The sequence below is a fragment of the Methanosarcina sp. DH1 genome (assembly GCF_020804205.1).
In the GTDB taxonomy this organism is placed as follows: Archaea; Halobacteriota; Methanosarcinia; order Methanosarcinales; family Methanosarcinaceae; genus Methanosarcina; species Methanosarcina vacuolata.
Genome location: NZ_WJBJ01000018.1, coordinates 118234 through 134621, shown reverse-complemented (window position 1 = coordinate 134621; position 16388 = coordinate 118234). Strand labels below are relative to the sequence as shown.

The 16388-nt window shown below is 43.3% G+C and carries 18 protein-coding genes; 2 read left to right on the top strand and 16 right to left on the bottom strand.

The genetic code is table 11. The features are described from left to right. Window positions 1–210: 210 nt before the first annotated feature. Together FXW07_RS08880 and fpoO are read right to left on the bottom strand one after the other, a co-directional pair. Complete coding sequence (locus FXW07_RS08880; RefSeq protein ID WP_229395124.1) at window positions 211–2922, bottom strand: glycoside hydrolase family 16 protein; 2712 nt, start codon at window positions 2920–2922, stop codon at window positions 211–213. A 388-nt stretch (window positions 2923–3310) separates the two neighbouring features. Further along, window positions 3311–3688 carry a F420H2 dehydrogenase subunit FpoO gene (fpoO, locus tag FXW07_RS08875; protein ID WP_229395123.1) on the bottom strand — a complete coding sequence of 126 codons (378 nt, stop codon included), beginning with the start codon at window positions 3686–3688 and terminating at the stop codon, window positions 3311–3313. A 57-nt stretch (window positions 3689–3745) separates the two neighbouring features. Here fpoO and FXW07_RS08870 point away from each other — a divergent pair, with 57 nt between their 5' ends. After that, window positions 3746–3952 carry a nucleotidyltransferase domain-containing protein gene (locus FXW07_RS08870; protein ID WP_229395122.1) on the top strand — a complete coding sequence of 69 codons (207 nt, stop codon included), beginning with the start codon at window positions 3746–3748 and terminating at the stop codon, window positions 3950–3952. A gap of 505 nt (window positions 3953–4457) precedes the next feature. Here the strand turns inward: FXW07_RS08870 and FXW07_RS08865 are convergent. The 14 genes from FXW07_RS08865 to fpoA all read right to left on the bottom strand — a co-directional run bounded on the left by FXW07_RS08865 (window position 4458) and on the right by fpoA (window position 16052). Beyond that, window positions 4458–5054, bottom strand: a complete 597-nt coding sequence (locus FXW07_RS08865) for a hypothetical protein (protein ID WP_048120056.1) — start codon at window positions 5052–5054, stop codon at window positions 4458–4460. Window positions 5055–5803: 749 nt separating this feature from the next. Then, the gene (locus tag FXW07_RS08860) at window positions 5804–6178 is read right to left on the bottom strand and encodes a F420H2 dehydrogenase subunit FpoO (protein WP_229395121.1); all 375 of its coding nucleotides are present in this window, start codon (window positions 6176–6178) and stop codon (window positions 5804–5806) included. Between the two features lie 13 nt (window positions 6179–6191). After that, window positions 6192–7646, bottom strand: a complete 1455-nt coding sequence (fpoN, locus tag FXW07_RS08855; protein WP_229395120.1) for an NADH-quinone oxidoreductase subunit N — start codon at window positions 7644–7646, stop codon at window positions 6192–6194. A gap of 3 nt (window positions 7647–7649) precedes the next feature. Then, a complete protein-coding gene (fpoM, locus tag FXW07_RS08850; protein ID WP_229395119.1) occupies window positions 7650–9137 on the bottom strand; it encodes a NuoM family protein in 1488 nt (495 codons plus the stop codon). Further along, the gene (gene fpoL, locus FXW07_RS08845) at window positions 9137–11155 is read right to left on the bottom strand and encodes a F420H2 dehydrogenase subunit FpoL (protein ID WP_229395118.1); all 2019 of its coding nucleotides are present in this window, start codon (window positions 11153–11155) and stop codon (window positions 9137–9139) included. Before fpoL ends, fpoM begins: the two co-directional genes overlap by 1 nt. Continuing rightward, window positions 11149–11451, bottom strand: a complete 303-nt coding sequence (gene fpoK, locus FXW07_RS08840) for a F420H2 dehydrogenase subunit FpoK (protein WP_048120046.1) — start codon at window positions 11449–11451, stop codon at window positions 11149–11151. Before fpoK ends, fpoL begins: the two co-directional genes overlap by 7 nt. A 37-nt stretch (window positions 11452–11488) precedes the next feature. After that, window positions 11489–11740 carry a F420H2 dehydrogenase subunit FpoJ gene (fpoJ, locus tag FXW07_RS19295; RefSeq protein ID WP_346655639.1) on the bottom strand — a complete coding sequence of 84 codons (252 nt, stop codon included), beginning with the start codon at window positions 11738–11740 and terminating at the stop codon, window positions 11489–11491. Then, on the bottom strand, window positions 11730–12020 hold the full coding sequence (locus FXW07_RS19290) for an NADH-quinone oxidoreductase subunit J (protein ID WP_011308318.1): 291 nt from the start codon (window positions 12018–12020) through the stop codon (window positions 11730–11732). The genes fpoJ and FXW07_RS19290 overlap by 11 nt, the downstream gene beginning before the upstream one ends. Next, window positions 12017–12427, bottom strand: a complete 411-nt coding sequence (fpoI, locus tag FXW07_RS08830; protein ID WP_229395117.1) for a F420H2 dehydrogenase subunit FpoI — start codon at window positions 12425–12427, stop codon at window positions 12017–12019. Before fpoI ends, FXW07_RS19290 begins: the two co-directional genes overlap by 4 nt. 4 nt (window positions 12428–12431) lie before the next feature. Next, window positions 12432–13472, bottom strand: a complete 1041-nt coding sequence (fpoH, locus tag FXW07_RS08825) for a F420H2 dehydrogenase subunit FpoH (protein WP_048120038.1) — start codon at window positions 13470–13472, stop codon at window positions 12432–12434. A gap of 5 nt (window positions 13473–13477) precedes the next feature. Beyond that, complete coding sequence (fpoD, locus tag FXW07_RS08820; protein WP_229395116.1) at window positions 13478–14602, bottom strand: F420H2 dehydrogenase subunit FpoD; 1125 nt, start codon at window positions 14600–14602, stop codon at window positions 13478–13480. A 9-nt stretch (window positions 14603–14611) separates the two neighbouring features. Further along, window positions 14612–15088: a F420H2 dehydrogenase subunit FpoC gene (gene fpoC, locus FXW07_RS08815; RefSeq protein WP_229395115.1), complete on the bottom strand. Its 477-nt coding sequence runs from the start codon at window positions 15086–15088 to the stop codon at window positions 14612–14614. A 47-nt stretch (window positions 15089–15135) separates the two neighbouring features. Beyond that, window positions 15136–15690 (bottom strand): NADH-quinone oxidoreductase subunit B, encoded by a 555-nt coding sequence (fpoB, locus tag FXW07_RS08810; RefSeq protein WP_229395114.1) that lies wholly within the window; start codon window positions 15688–15690, stop codon window positions 15136–15138. Further along, window positions 15678–16052, bottom strand: coding sequence for a F420H2 dehydrogenase subunit FpoA (fpoA, locus tag FXW07_RS08805; protein WP_048123805.1), 375 nt, complete (start codon window positions 16050–16052; stop codon window positions 15678–15680). The genes fpoB and fpoA overlap by 13 nt, the downstream gene beginning before the upstream one ends. A 164-nt stretch (window positions 16053–16216) precedes the next feature. Here fpoA and FXW07_RS08800 point away from each other — a divergent pair, with 164 nt between their 5' ends. Then, a complete protein-coding gene (locus tag FXW07_RS08800; protein WP_229395113.1) occupies window positions 16217–16366 on the top strand; it encodes a hypothetical protein in 150 nt (49 codons plus the stop codon). Window positions 16367–16388 lie beyond the last annotated feature (22 nt).

Genomic DNA, 16388 nt, shown 5'->3' with positions numbered 1-16388 from the left:
AGACGCAAACAAAGTATCTCTGAAGTCTGTAATACGACAACTATAACTCACTCAGCTAGACACAAACAAAATACCTCTGAGTCCTGTAATTATTCCCTAAATATATATAAGAGTCCACAGGTTCATTCACTACCTGCTACCTTCCTGTTCTCACAGCAAATTATAGAGGAAAGAGACTTACTGTCTTATTTTTCAAAGCCTCTTTATAACTCACTCATCTACAACTGTGAAATTACTTAGTATAAGTTCAATGTTTTTTCCATCGGATGGAGGATCCACTAACCACAAATTCATTATGACATTTTCGGGCTCTTTTGGAATTGTAGAAATATTTGTATTAGTATAGTCTGCTATAACTGTTCCGTCTGCCTTTGTGGATGTGAATCTTATATAATTTGGTTTCCACTCAATTCTATAAGTCGTGTTTGTGCCTTCGATGCCCGGTGGAACCCCATACGCCTTACTATTTCCTTTAATTATAGAAGGTTCTATAAAGTACCATAGTTGATTTCCATTATGGTCACCCCATCTTGAAATTCCCAGATTTAATGCATTATTGTCATCTAAATAAGTACAAAGTCCTACTACACTGTTTTTATCAAATGTGTAAACAGGTGAAGCTACAGTCCACGTAAAAGTACCATAACAGTATGTATACTGGCTGTTTAACATTGTGCATTCCCATTTACTGTTATTATTTACAACTGTTAAGTGCATTCTGTCCTGGTTATCTATCCATGCACCCGAAGTATTCCAGTAATTATTGCCAGGGTTTGCTTTGCCACCTGTCAAATACCAGTTTTGCCCTTTCCAATTAATTACTCCTTTTGAAGAGGACGTGTCCGTTCCTGCCTGGACACGTTCAATATCCGGAGAATCATTATGGGATGATGAGTTAAGAAGACTCGCAGAAGCCATTACTTGAGAACTAGTCGTGTTCTTGGAGTCAGGTGGCACAGGTTCAATATCCAGAGAGTCAATCTGAGATGATAAGTTAAGAAAACTAGCAGGGATCATCACCTGGTAATCAGTCACTTTCTGGTAATCAGTTGGCACAACTTCAATTTGCATATATGTTCCCATATTCGTTACTTTTACTTTTGGTGTGTGACCTATTTTGTATCCCCAAATTTCGTTGATTTTCCTTATGACTCCTTTGTTGTTTACGTAGTCGCCCTGTGAGAGCATCCACTGTTTTGGGGTATTGAGACACTGTTCATTTTTGACTGTCATGACGGGAGCATGTAGAGTTGTGAAATTTCCAACTTTCCAGATACCATTTGCCTGAGTTGCTTGTGTGTAAAAAGCATTCCAAACCCCATTGATATCTTTAGCAGTTATCCATAGTTTCAGAATGTTTCCGTCATCATTAAATGTACCTGCACTGCAAGAGAATTCAATATTTTTATGTGTGATAGATGAAGAGTCATCAACCTGTAGAAGAGGTGAATTTTGAATTGTAAAATTATCCGTGTATTTGTTTGCAGTTGCAATATATAGATCGTCGTTGCCTTTGAATGTAAAAAGCGCATAGAGCTTTGAGTCTCCAGGACGATTAATTACTTTTACATGATAGGGTTCGCAATCGCTTGATTGACCAACTACTTGCTTGTTACTGAAATTTATACCGTCAGTTGAAGTATACCTGTATATTACATTTGGATTGGAATCATTATCAACAGTCCATATGTAAAACGTTCCTGCGGTGTTATCGTACAAAACAGTTGTTGCTACTCCATGAGCGATAACTTTCATTTCAGGCGAAACAGTATTACCATCATATGTCCTAACTTTCAAATCTTCTACATTTACATTACCGGTAGCGTCTCCAATTACATAGTAGCACATGAGTTTTCCAGTCGCAGGATTGTATACAACATCAGGATCAGACCCATAAACGTTTGAGTCATATTTAGATACAATCTGCTTTCCTATTGGATTTGTTACTCCTGGTGGTACATACCAGAGCAGGCCATCATCAGAATAATATAAACATGCATTTTCATACTTACTACCTGAATATGTACATATTGTTGTGACAAGCATCCACCAGTTGTGGCCAAATACTCCAGATGGATTGTAATATACGGCAATGTGATTAAACTGGTTACAACCATATGGGTCAGGTATAGATAATGGGAGACGATTTTGGTTTACATTGAGCATACTCATATTTGCATTGCCGTAAGTATCGTAACTATATGCAACTGTATGTGGAAGATTTTCTCCGGTGTACTCACTTAGCGTGATGCCAGGATTAGGCATAATAGCATCCGAAGTGCTTGAATTTGTCCAAATTATTGATCTTGATATTCCCTGACTTTGGAATGATCCATCAACGGTGGAGAAAACGGTGTGCCACCAACCTGTTCCTGAATTACAGCCAATATCAACCAGATTGTCAAGTCTTAAGATAGAGATCAATCTGTGGAGCGAATAGAGAACTATATGACACAAATCTAAATCGACTTCATTAGTTACACCTGCGAGTGGGCCAGAACCAAAAGAAGCATCAGTATATGTACCTACATCACCGGTACCCTTCGAAATCGTTTCATTAACTGCCAGTTCAATTCCGTTAGTAAACGGTTTATTCAGCACAACATTTGCAGAGGAGGTCACGCCTGAACCTGACAATATAAGCTGTCCATTCTTTATAGCTACTGTTGATTTACTACTCCCTTTTTTATAACTGGTCCACTTTGATGTGTCTAAGTTGCTTGAGCTGAAATTATCATACGCCCACATGACTGCATCCCCATTTGGAGAATATCCAGGTGCATTATATACATTGAAATATTGTGTACTACCGTCCATGCTGATATTAAGCCACAAATTCTGCTGTGGGTCAATGTAATATGGTAGTGCAGCAGAAGCAACACCTGCTGATGTAAGCAGTAGTAAAGATACTATTAGTAGCATGCAACTATTTTTCATCTGACTCACTTACAGAAATTTCATTTCGGGTTTAAAGATTCAATTCTAATTATTTTTTTACTTTCAGGTAAATGAGCAATTCGATTTACACTGAAATAACTTAACAAGACTGTTAATAAAAATAAAACCGGCTAAAATATCAATTGACTACTGGATATATCAAAATATAGTATACTATTTGGGATAATATCTATATAAAAAACATGAGCCAAATATATTCCGAATGAATATTTGCTTAATAACAAAAACACACATGAAATTCTTCTAATCACAGGCACAAAGAAATGAAAGTACTTGAAAGAACTTTCATGCTAATAAGAAAAGAAATAAAGCCGCAAACTGCAGCTTTACTCAAAACTCAATATTTATGAACTTACAAATGCCCATGCCCGTGTTCACAAGCCGAACCCTCAATCTGCTCTCCTTTAAACCTGATATAAGTCTCATTGAGAGAATCCAGGCATTTAGTGCAGACATTTACCTTTCTTTTTATAACTCCTTTTGAAAAATCAGGAATCTGGATTTCCACAGGGTAAACCCTGCCTTTTTTACCGCACAAAACGCATTTGTTTCTCCTGCAGGAGATTTCGTTTTTGTCGATGCTTAAATAGGTCTCCTGGGAGGAATCGAGACAGGTCTCACAGAGCCCTTTCCAGACACCCTCAGGATAGGCGAATTTGAGGCGGGAACGGAAAACCCGGACAGGAATAACTGTTGGAATTGTGAGCCTGCAAAGAGCACAACCTATCATGTATATCCATTCTTACAACATAACGTATTTGAAAGAACAGGACATAGAGAAAATACAATGGGTCTTAAAATTCACGAGATAGGGAAAAAAATTCTGTGTATCTTGCTTCCTGAATTTTTTAATAAAGAGGAATATGTAGAACTTGCCTATCTCTTTGGTTCGACAGCAGAGGGAACGGAAGGACCGCTAAGCGATATTGATATAGGTGTTTATCTTTCCAGTAAACTTACAAAAGGAGAAAGGATAGTTTTCAACTTGCAGTAAAAAAGGTAGTTGAGTTATATATAAAAGTCAATGAAAAAATAAATTATATGCTGGTGACTCAAACTCGCATTTTAGACTAAAATGCACTTGTGCATTAAAAAATAAGTTTTAAATCACACTTATTATTTCGTTGTATCCCTTTTTCTTCCCTTTTCAATCACTGTTATTAAATTGCTCCTTCAAAACTTGCCATTCCTTAAGAGATCTCATTTTCATACTTTACTTTGTCCGTAAAAACGACTTTTACCTGATCTCCAGCTTTAAGGATGCCTTCAACTTCTTCACGGTTAGACCTGAACATCCTTTCAGAAATCTGAAAGTAGTTGAAAATACTTTCATGCTGATTAGATAGTGACAATAATTTATTAAAAATAATATATATGTATGGATTCTCAACTCTGCAAAATAGGGTGTGTGGGCCCTTTGTCAGATCTCTGTATTATAATAAGTTGCAGTTATTCTACTCTCGTATAGGCTCTCCATAATCCTGGAAATGTTATTCCATTTACTTCAAAACAAATTCATTAGAATAAATTGTCTTCGTTTCACCTAGGTCAATCGGTCTTTTCCAAGGTTCATTCTCGACGTTTTCTGATTTCACTGTGAACAAACTGTAGTGGAATACAAATCTGTATTTACCTCGCTTAATTATCTCAGGTTCGAATGGTTCAGTCACTGTCTTGAGTGAGCATATTTGCTGGTTCCACTCGTAAAGAAGGTCAGAGTGGGGTTTAAGCTCCGTTACGTCACCAATAGGTCGTTCATAAAGTATTACTTGACAAACCTCTTTTCCTTCTTCAATCACTGGCAGACGAAAGTCCACACTTTGCCAACCATTGCTTTGAGACTTTTCAATCTCCCAGAAGACTAGATCGCGCTGAGGGTAGCCTATATACCAAATAGGATCATCTAGGTTGTTTGTTACTTTTAGCTTGACCATTTCGCCGTGGACATATTGCGTCTTGTCTGTGATCATGGAAATTGACTGAGACGTAGAAGAGGAGGTAGTCGTACTTTCTGTCGATGATGAACATCCAGACGAGAGCAGGAACGCACCGAGAAGGATCATTTGTAGAATTCCTAAAATAACTACTTTTTTCATATATCTTCTATAGTTTTTTTATCATATTATGGTATCTGGCGTTCAATTTGTATTTGATTAGAGTTATATTCATTAAGATCATCCCAAAAGTAATATTATTAAGACTTACGCAGTTGAACTGAAAAATCAATAGCATCAGACTGTTAACCGTCTAAAAAATGATTTCAATCCACAGTATTTTCCTTGATTGATTTTGTCCTCAAGTGCGTAAGTCCTATAAAATTACAGCCGAAAGCACATTTTTAAAAAGAGCTTTCAGTATTGTACAATAAAAATTAAAACTAAGAGATATTATAATGATTTTAGTTATGCAACACTGTGAACCTGAGAATATAGATAAACCCGACCTTCCGCAGATGTCTTGAAAAAAAGAACATTTTTCCGACTATCGTTTTTGTTCTTTTACTTAATAATTTACAATTATTATCTCAACTAAAACTTCCGGAAATATAGGTTAGAATCTTTCAATGAAGCTTGAATAAGCAGGGTAATTTTCAGAAAAAACGATATCGAAAAAAATAGTGAAAATTGAATGGACATCTGCGAAAAGTCAGATAAACGACTGATAAACTCAAATTGCAAATTATAAGCAGACAAAGGTGATGGAAAAGCAATCGGTTCCAGCCAAAAAAGAAAAGTTAAACTTACTTAGTAATTCTTGTCCATTCTCCGTCTTTTTCCGTTTATTATAACGAAAGAAATGAACCAATAAAGTAATATAAAGACACAAAACGTAGCTTTACTCAAATTCAGTGTTCATGCCCGTGTTCACAAGCCGAACCCTCAATCTGCTCTCCTTTAAACCTTATATAAATCTCATTGAKAGAATCCAGGCATTTWGTGCAGACATTTACCTTTCTTTTTATAACTCCTKTTGAAAAATCAGGAATCTGGATTTCCACAGGGTAAACCCTGCCTTTTTTACCGCACAAAACGCATTTGTTTCTCCTGCAGGAGATTTCGTTTTTGTCGATGCTTAAATAGGTCTCCTGGGAGGAATCCAGGCAGGTCTCACATAGTCCTTTCCAGACACCTTCAGGATAGGCGAATTTGAGGCGGGAACGGAAAACCCGGACAGGAATTACGGCCGGGATTGCTTTTCCGCAAAGATCACAATCTGTCATTTCTCATATCTCCTTAGATCAGTACCTTTGCTGCTTCCATTGCCCACTGCAAGAAGGGTTCAGGCCAGAGGCCCATTGCAAACACGCCGGCTGTTGCAAGCAGGAGAGCTGCTGCATATGGGAAAGGCAGGCCGATCTTTTTGCCTTCAGGGGGAAGGAAGTACATGTACCTTACAAGCCGTGCATAATAGAACAATGAAAGGGCACTGTTCAGGATTGCAACTACCGCAAGCCAGGTCATGCCTGCCTGAATGGCTGAAGAGAAAAGCACGAACTTGGCCATGAAGCCGGAAGTAAGTGGGATCCCTGCAAGGGCAAAGACGAAAACCGTCATGCAAAGAGCTACTAGCGGCATTCTCTTCCCAAGGCCCCTGAAGTTGTCCAGGTGGTCTGGAACCTGAAGGTCCCCTGTCCTTTGAGTAGTTATCATCCAGACAACTGCACCGGCTGCGATAAATGCTCCTCCTTTCATAAAAGCGTGGGCAAGGGTATAGAAGATTCCACCTGTAAGAGCCATTGGAGTCATTACTACAAAAGCCATTGCAATATACCCTGCCTGGGCCAGAGAAGAGTAAGCAAGCATACGTTTCACGCTGGTCTGAGAGACTGCAACCACGTTTCCGAAGGTCATGGTTACGACTGCCAGAATTGTGAAAGCTAACTGCCAGTCAGGCTGAAGTGCAGCAAGCGCCAGGATGAAAACCCTGAAAGCTGCCACAAAACCCATTTTCTTCGACCCGGCTGCAAGAAGGGAGGAGACAACTGAAGGAGAACCCTGATAGGTATCCGGAGCCCACATATGAAAAGGCACAAGAGCCATCTTGAAGCCGAAACCTGCAATGAGCAGCACGACTGCAACAAGCCCGATAGGGTTTTCTGCCAGGAAGGAGGCATTTTCAGCAATCATTGGAATGCTGGTAGTGCCCGTTGCCCCATACACAAAAGATATCCCAAAAAGCATAAGCGCTGAAGAAACCGCACCCATCATAAAGTACTTCATGGCTCCTTCGAGAGACACTGGGTTCTGTTTCTCAAAACCTGCAAGGGCATAGGTAGCAAAGCTTGCCAGCTCAAAGGCACAGAAGAGCAGGATAAAGTCGTTTGAGGAGGCAACAACCATCATCCCGAGGGTTGCAAAAAGCACCAGGGAATAAAACTCTTCGGTATGGTCACTGTTTTCATTATACTTGATTGAAGCAATTGAAGCAATTGAAACAATCAGTGCAACTGCCAGGAATACCAGTTTGAAGAACTGGGAAAGGGCATCAATGCTGACAGTGCCATAGAACATCGTAGCTTCGGTCCCGAAACTCTGTACCGTCAGGACCAGAGCCGTAAGGACTCCAAGGGTTGCCAGGTAACCCAGCATATTCTTGGTCCTGGGGGACATGAAGACCCCTATAAACAGTATAATCAGGCCGGCTGCAGCGACTGTAATTTCAGGTGCAAGAAGCATCAAATTTTCCATTTTTTACACCCCCAGGGCAGACGCAAGGCTTACTATTGCTTCCGAATTCGTAATCATCATATTAAGCACCGGATTTGGGTTCAGGCCGAAATAAATCACAAGAAGGGCAATTACTCCCATCGAAAAGACCTGAAGAGAGTTAATGTCCCTGACATCTCCAAGCTTCTCGTTATAAACTCCGAACATTGCCCTCTGCATTGCCCAGAGGTGGTAACCTGCAGTAATCACTATTGCCAGAAGGGCAAGCAAGACAAATCCAGGCAGGTTTACGTAGCTGAAGGCCAGCACCAGGAATTCGGCAATAAAACCGGTCAACCCTGGCAGGCCGAGGGATGCCATAAACCCTAGCATCATAAGTACAGCCAGCATCGGCATCTTCTTTGCAAGCCCGCCAAGGTTATTGATTATCCTTGTCCCCGTGCTTGCCTGGATCGCTCCTGCAGACATGAACATGATACTCATTATAAGCCCGTGGGAAAACTGCTGGAACATAGCTCCTGAAACCGAAAGGGTAACAAGACCTGCCGAACCCAGTAAAACATATCCCATGTGGCTTAAACTGGAATAAGCGATCATGCGCTTGAGGTCTTTCTGCCTCAGAGCTACAAGAGCTCCATAAAGAATGCTGAAAGCTCCAAGGAAACCCAGCATGGTAATCATAAGCTCAGGGTTGCCAGTATTCGGAAGCATGGGAAGTGAGATCCTGAAAAGCCCGTATCCTCCTATTTTGAGCAGAATAAAGAGTACACTGCCTGCGGTCGGGGCTTCGGTATAAGCATCCGGAAGCCAGGAATGGAAGGGGAAAATCGGCAGCTTTGCCAGGAACCCGAAAATGATGGAGAGAAAGATTGCATTCCTTAACAGGCCGGACCCTAAGAACTGGAACTGTGCAACAAGTGTCCTTATATCAAAGGTGGGGACCCCGGTCTGCTGCCAGGAAGCATAGAAGAGCCCGAAGATCCCAAGAAGCATTACCAGAGAGGCAACATGCGTGTAGATAAAGAATTTATAAGACGCATGGGCCCTCTTTTCTCCTCCCCAGATGTTTACCATGAAGAAGAGAGGGATCAGGGTAAGTTCCCAGAAGATATAGAAGACCATGAAATCAAGGGATACAAAGACTCCTATAACTGCAGCCTGCATGGTAAGGATCAAACCATAAAACCGGTTAGGAGATTCCCTGTCTTCCTTCCAGCTATAAAGGATCAGGAACGGGATAACTATTGCATTCAGGAGGATAAGGGGCATGGAGATGCCGTCAATTCCAACTGAATATTTAACTCCCAGCAAGGGGATCCAGTCTATCGATTCAAAGAACTGCATGGCAGCCGTACTGCTGTCAAAGTTCAGGTAGGCATACAGGGTAAGGCCAAGAGTTGCAATGGAACCTAAAAAAGCCAGTCCTGCAGCCTGGTCTTTCGTTTTTGTGAAAAAGGTAACTGCTGCGAAAATCAGCGGCACCAGAATCAACAGTGATGCGACCGGCAGCATCAGAGTACCTCCATTATTAACTTAACAAGTATTATTAGCAGGCTGACACCCACAATTACTGCAATTGCATAAGTCTGGACAACTCCGGTCTGGAATCTCCTGAGCTCCTCACTTACACCGACTGTAAGAATTCCAATTCCTTCCACGATACTGTCAATGATCACATCAAGCACCTGAGAAAGGAAAGCAATGACTCCGTATACGATTCCGAGTGAGAAGAATTCAGTATAGATTTCATGCTGGTAATAGCGCTTGTAGAGCAGCCTGTAAACCGGGTTCTTCATGGAAGCAAGCGGCCCGAGTTTAATTATCCTCAGATAATAGATCACAAAAGCAACTGCAAGGCCTGCAACAGCGACTATCATGGGAAGCCACTGGATAAAGAGAGATTCATTTCCTGCCGCCCCTACAAGCTCATTTCGACCTAAGGCTGCAAGGCTTCCGATGTCAAGATTCACGAAGCTGTTTGCAAATGTTTCTTCAAGGAAATCCATGAACCCTGTTTTTGTCAGCCCTCCGAACACTAGGGAAAAAATTGCCAGAATGGAGAGGGGAATTGTCATAATAGCGGGGGATTCGTGCCCGTGGTAGTCACTTCTCGGCTTCCCTGTAAAGGTCATGAAGATCAGCCTGAATATGTAAATCGAAGTGAGAAGTGCAGCCGCAATTGAGAATGCATAGGGGATCCAGTTGTTGCTGTGTTCCCCAAAGAGATAGGCAGCCTCAATAATCGCATCCTTTGAGAAGAAACCGCTTGTCCCTATTGAGGTTCCGGGTATTCCGAAGCCTGCCAGAGCCAGGGCTGCAATTGACATCGTGGCAGCCGTAACTGGCATTACCTTTCTTACGCCTCCGAGTTCCCTCATATCCTGGGTGCCTACTGCGTGGATTACACTGCCTGCACAGAGGAAAAGAAGAGCCTTAAAGAAAGCATGGTTGATCAGGTGGAATAAAGAAATGCCTACTGCTTCAAGCCCGATTACCGAACCGAGGCCAAGGCCAAGCATCATGTAACCGAGCTGGCTTATGGTCGAGTACGCAAGCACGCGCTTGAGGTCGTTCATTACGATTCCCATTGTGCCTGCAAAGAGCGCGGTAAAACCTCCAAGGTAAGCAACTACCATGAAGGTATCAGGGGCTGCAATAAACATAGGGAAGGTTCTTGCGACCAGGTAGACACCGGCAGTAACCATTGTTGCGGCATGGATAAGGGCGGAAACGGTTGTCGGGCCTTCCATTGCGTCAGGAAGCCACACATGCAGAGGGAACTGGCCGGACTTTCCTACGGCCCCTCCAAAGAGGAGCAGGGTGATGATGGTAAGGTGGCTTACTTCAAAACCGAAAATGTTTGAATGAAAGGCAGAAAGCTGCGGGATATAACTGAAGATTTCGTCAAAACGGAGCAGGTATGTCCCTTCCTGGAATCCGCCTGCAAGTTTCAGGAGGTCGGAGGTCAGTACAATTATCCCGGTAAGGAACATCACATCTCCTATCCTGGTTGTCAGGAAAGCTTTCTTGGCAGCCGCTGCAGCCGAGGGCCTTTCGAACCAGAAGCCAATTAAGAGATAGGAACACAGCCCTACAAGTTCCCAGGAAACAAAGAGCTGAAGGATGTTGTCCGAAAGCACCAGGGAAAGCATTGCTGCGGTAAAGAGTGCGGTTTCTGCAAAATACCTGGCCTCTCCCGGGTCACCTGACATATAGCTAACTGCATAGATATGGATCAGCAGGCTCACAAAAGAGACCATTGACAGCATCACTGCGGCCAGGGGATCAATCAACACTCCTATATTGAGCATTGCAAACCAGGGATAAGACTGGCTTATAACCTCATCTGGGTTTGCCAGCAGCCTGAGAGTAATCATTAAAGAGATTACGAAGGAGGCGGCAATTGCCAGTATAGGGACAATGGCACCACCTGCTGGCATTTTCCTGCCGAAGAAGAAGGTGATTATAAAAGCCAGTGTCGGAAGCAGAGGAATTAAAAATGCGAATTCTTCCAGAGCCGTTTTTACCACCTCAGGATCTTGAGCTCGTTAAGGTTGATCTTATCGTGCATTCTATAGATTGCCATGAGGATTGCAAACCCGACCGCTGCTTCGGCAGCTGCAAGGGCAATTGAGAATATGGCGAAAACCTGCCCGTTCAGGGTATCCGTGTAGCTGGAGAAAGCTACCAGGTTCAGGTTTGCAGAGTTGAGCATGAGCTCAATGCACATAATCATCCTGATACCGTTTTTATGTGTCATTACGCCATAGAGTCCTATTGAAAACAGCAGGGCTGCAAGCCCGAGGTAAAAGATTAAAGGAATCATTGGTTTCTCTCCCCTTTTGCCAGGTAAAAGTTTAGAGTCATCGGTTGCCCTCCCCTTTTGCCAGGTAAATCGCTCCTATGAGGGAGGCGAGCAGGACGATTGAAAGGACTTCAAAAGGCGCTACATAATGAGTAAAGATCAGCATTCCAATGCCCTCTATATTACTCTGGTCAGCCTGGTTTTGGGGGAGTTCGGAAACCGTATTCCAGGAAGTCCCAAATGCCCCGATTACCACAATAGCTGTAAAGAGCAAAACTACGAGAAAAGCTAAAGGCCGGTTAGTCCTCACCGGGTTCACCTCCGATCTCGTGCTTTGTCAGCATAACCGCAAAGAGGATGAGGACTCCGATTGCTCCGATGTAAACAAGTACCTGAATGATTCCCAGGAACTGGGCATTCAAAAGGATGTAGAGAGCTGCAATTCCAAACATGCACATGATCAGGGCAAGCCCGGCCCGGACAATATCTTTTGCAGTTACCACGAAGACTGCAAAGAATACTGTAGAGATGGCAAGAACCCAGAAGACAGCCATTTTCAGGGCTTCTCCTATTGTTTCGAGTTCGATCATTTCTCGTCACCTTCCTCAATATCGACTTCCCTTGCAAGTTTTTCAGGGGTCATGAGCAGGTCTTTGTGCTTCCATTTAACGAGACCTTTAGCGTATTCCTTGCCGCTTGAAAGCGCTTCTTTCGGGCACTGGTCGATACATAGCCCGCAGAAAAGGCAGTGCCCGATATCAATTTGGGGGAACCAGCGTTGTTTTGTGCTGCCTGGTGCAATCGGAGCTTTTACGATATTGATTGCGGCATTGGGGCATGTATTGGCACAGATGCCACAGCCTATGCATTTACTTTTATCGAGTATCTGAAGCCCCCTGAACCGGTCGGAAAGCTCGCTTTGTTTTTCCGGGTACATCCTGGTTACGGGAGGCTTTTTGATGTTTCTAATTGCGTATTTAATGTTTTTAAGTACCATGATTTCACGCCCCCAGGTAGAGTCCGAGCCCTACAGCCCAGACAAGGTTTAAAAGGGCAAGAGGAAGCAATTTTTTCCAGCTCAGGTCAACAACCTGGTCAATCCTGAACCTCGGGACAGCCCATCTGAGCCCTATAATTACCATAAGTACAAAGACAACTTTTACAATGAGGAAGCCTGTTGGAGCAATAATGCCGAAGAAAGAGTTGTTTGCAATAAAGCCTGGTACGTTCCAGCCGCCGAGGAAGAGAAGGGCTACAAGGAAAGAACCAAGGATCATGTGGATGTATTCGGCAAAGAAACCCAGCCCGAAACGCATTCCACAGTATTCCGTAATCCACCCTGCTATCAGTTCTTCTTCGGATTCGTTCTGGTCAAAGGGAAGTCTTCCCATATCAGCCATAAGTGATACAAAGAATACAAAACATCCCAGGGGCTGCAGGAAAATATTCCAGCGCAGACCCTGTGCAGTCGAAATGTCTACGATATTAAGCGAACCTGTCATAGCAGCCACACTTATGACAGTTATTCCAAGAGGTACTTCATATCCTACCATTCGTGCAAAGTTTCGAAAAGCCCCAAGCAGGGAGTATTTGTTATTCGAGCCGTAAGCCACCATGAAAATTCCGAAAATGGATAATGCGGACACCGCTTCGATGTAAAGCACGCTGATGTCCATCTGGGTGACCGCAAGCGTGTATTCGACCCCATTAATAAAGACCGCGCCCACAGGAAGGGCGACAAGCATAAGAAAAACCGAACCAAGCATGAAAATATTAGCATTATTAAAAAGTAAACTGTCAGCATTCAGCGGTTTCAAGTCTTCTTTCGTAAAAAGTTTGATTGCATCGGCTACAAGCTGCAAGAGCCCATATTTTCCTACGCGGCAGGGCCCCATCCTTGTCTGGATGTCAGCAGAAAGCTTCCGTTCAAGCCAGACAGCTCCCATTGCTCCGACGAAAATAATTCCAATCAGAACAAGGCCAAATATTCCTCTGATCCAGGGAATTAAAGGGGTTATATATTCAGGAATTACTACTGTCATCAGAATCACCTGTCCGCTTCACTGGTACACCCGTCCATGCTGCCTGATATTGCTGCCACATCTGCAACAGTCGTGCCTATTATAAGGGGAGGCAGAGCTTGCAGGGTAGGATAGTAGGGGCCTCTGATCTTTACTCTGTATGGCTTGTCCGAACCGTCGGAAATCATGTACATTCCCATTTCCCCTCTTGGGTCTTCCACCCTGTAGAATACCTCACCGGCAGGAACTCTCATTACAGGGGTTCTCCTGCCGTACAGTGAGCCTTCGGGGAAGAGAGGGCCGCTGGGGATCTGGTCGAAGCACTGTTCCAGGATATAGATACTTTCCCTGATCTCGTTTAGCCTGACCTGTATTCTTGCAAAACAGTCTCCTGCGGTTTCAGTGCAGACTTTGAAGTCAAGGTCTTTGTAGACCAGATAAGGTTCGTTTTTCCGGATGTCAAAAGGCACACCGGTTGCACGCAAAGGAGGGCCTGAGACCCCAAGGTTCTTTGCGACATCAGCAGTAAGGACACCAACTCCGACAGTCCTTTCCCTGTAAATCCTGTCAGTGTGGAACATTTCCTCAAAATCGTCAACTGATTTTTTAAGGTTGTTGAGGACAGGAATTGCTTTTTCTTTGAACCCTTCCGGAAGGTCGTCGCGTACTCCTCCGAACTTGAGATAGCTGTGAGTAATTCTGGCTCCCGTTATCATATCAATCAGGCCCAGGACTTCTTCTCTTTCCCTGACCGTGTACATGAACATGGAAACAAAACCAATGAATTCTCCAAACTCGCCCATACCCAGCAGATGGCTCTGAATTCGTGTAAGCTCGTCAAGAATTACCCTGATATATTGAGACCTTTCAGGCGGTTCGATGCCAAGTAATTTCTCGGTACAGCCTACAAAACATTCTTCGTTTACAAGAGCCACAAGATAGCAGATCCTGTCCACGATTGTTATTCCCTGGAGGTAAGTCTTATTCTCCAGAATCTTTTCAATACCTTTATGAATGAAACCCAGTTCTATGTCAGCATCCACGACTGTTTCCCCTTTTAACCTCAGGTTTAGCCTGAAGGGGCCGGGCTGCATGGGATGCTGAGGGCCCAGGTGTACGATCATCTCATCTGGTTCAAGCCGTTCTTCCATTTTTCACCCTCACACCAGGTTTCTGGCCGTCTTATTCGGAAAGCCCTCGTAATCTTTCCTGAGGGGCCATTCTCCAAGCATATCTTCGGGAAGTACAAGTGGCTTCAGGTTAGGGTGGTTTTTGAATAGAATCCCGAAAAGCTCGTAAGTTTCTCTTTCATACCAGTTTGCATTCCAGTACACCGATACAACGGATTCGATTTCCGGACTTTCCCTCGGAAGCCTGGCCTTAAGCGTCAGAACCACAGGATGATTATATGATGCTATATGATAGACTACCTCAAACTCATTCCTTTTTATGTAGTCCACCCCGCAGACTGAGCAGAGGTGGTCAAATTGAAGGGAATCCTTAAGGTACTGGCAAACCTCTTTCACCTTCTCCCTGTCCACATACGCCCTGGCACGGATTTCGGACTCGGCTGCTGCTTCGGAGATTGCCTCAGGAAATGTGCCTGTTAATAACTTGAGAATTTCTGTGACATCCATAATTTTCCCTCAAATAACTCTGAAATTTCAGAAGAACCTTAGTAACCTTAATACTCCGAGCCCAGGTCTTTTTTGGCTTTGATTTTTTCCTGTAGTTCCACAAATCCCTGAAGCATTGCTTCTGGCCTTGGAGGACATCCTGGGACAAAGACATCGATTGGAAATATCTCATCAATATTCTGGACAGTACTATACGACTCATAGAATGGGCCGCCACTAATTGAACAGTCTCCAAAAGCGATGACCCATTTAGGAGAAGGCATCTGTTCCCAGAGTCTTTTTAAAGCAGGCAGGTATTTCTTTGTCACGTAGCCGCTTATGAGCATAACATCAGCCTGCCTTGGAGAGTTTCTCGGAATAATCCCAAAGCGGTCCGTATCATAGTGGGCACAGCCCATTGCAATCATCTCGACTCCGCAACAGCCCATTGGCTGGGTCATAAACCATAGCGAATTTTTCCTACCCCAGTTAATAAAGTCCTGGACCTTAGTTTTCTTGAGAAATTCACTGATCGCATTGCCTGTTGTTGTAAGAACTCCAGGAATTTCTTCTTCCGAGGTCTCATAGGGTTTACTCGTTTTTTTCTCCTTCACTTCACCCATGTAAGGGCCCCCTTTTTCCAGAGATAAATGTATCCGAAGAGCAGTATAAAAATAAAGGCAAACATCTCAACCACTGCAAGAGAGGTGATCCCATGCCCCTTATAGACCGTAACCCATGGGTAAAGAAAAAGCACCTCTATATCAAAGAGCACAAATGCAATTGCATAAAGATAATACTCAACATTGAACTGGATCCTTGCAGTTCCTGTGGGAACCGAACCCGACTCATATGTCGTGTATTTGCCGGCTGCCTTGCTCCTCGGGCTCAGTTGCTTTACCATAAACATTGTCATTGGAGGCATAACAAGTGCCACGACAAGGAATATTGCAACTGGTATGTAGCTATCAATTATTTCAGACATTAATATCACCTGTTAAAGTGCAGCAACCTGAATTAAGTGCAGCAACCTGAATTAAAGTGCAGCATTAAATGACACGAATTTTGGGTTTTTAGACAACAAAACTGCGTCCAGTCAACCGGATTTTAGGGAAACTGTTTTCGGTCCAGACACAGGTCCTTTTATAGATGCCTGAGTCCACAGAGATCTTTAATTTCGATAAAAAGATCCCTTTTTACAGGCATTTGCTTCCGGGCTTTGAAAATTTAGATTTCTTTGCCCGGAATCGTATGATAATTGCCAGAAGTTCAGGGGAATTCCTGTTTCAGGCAGCATAGGTCCAATTGAATGAGATTAATA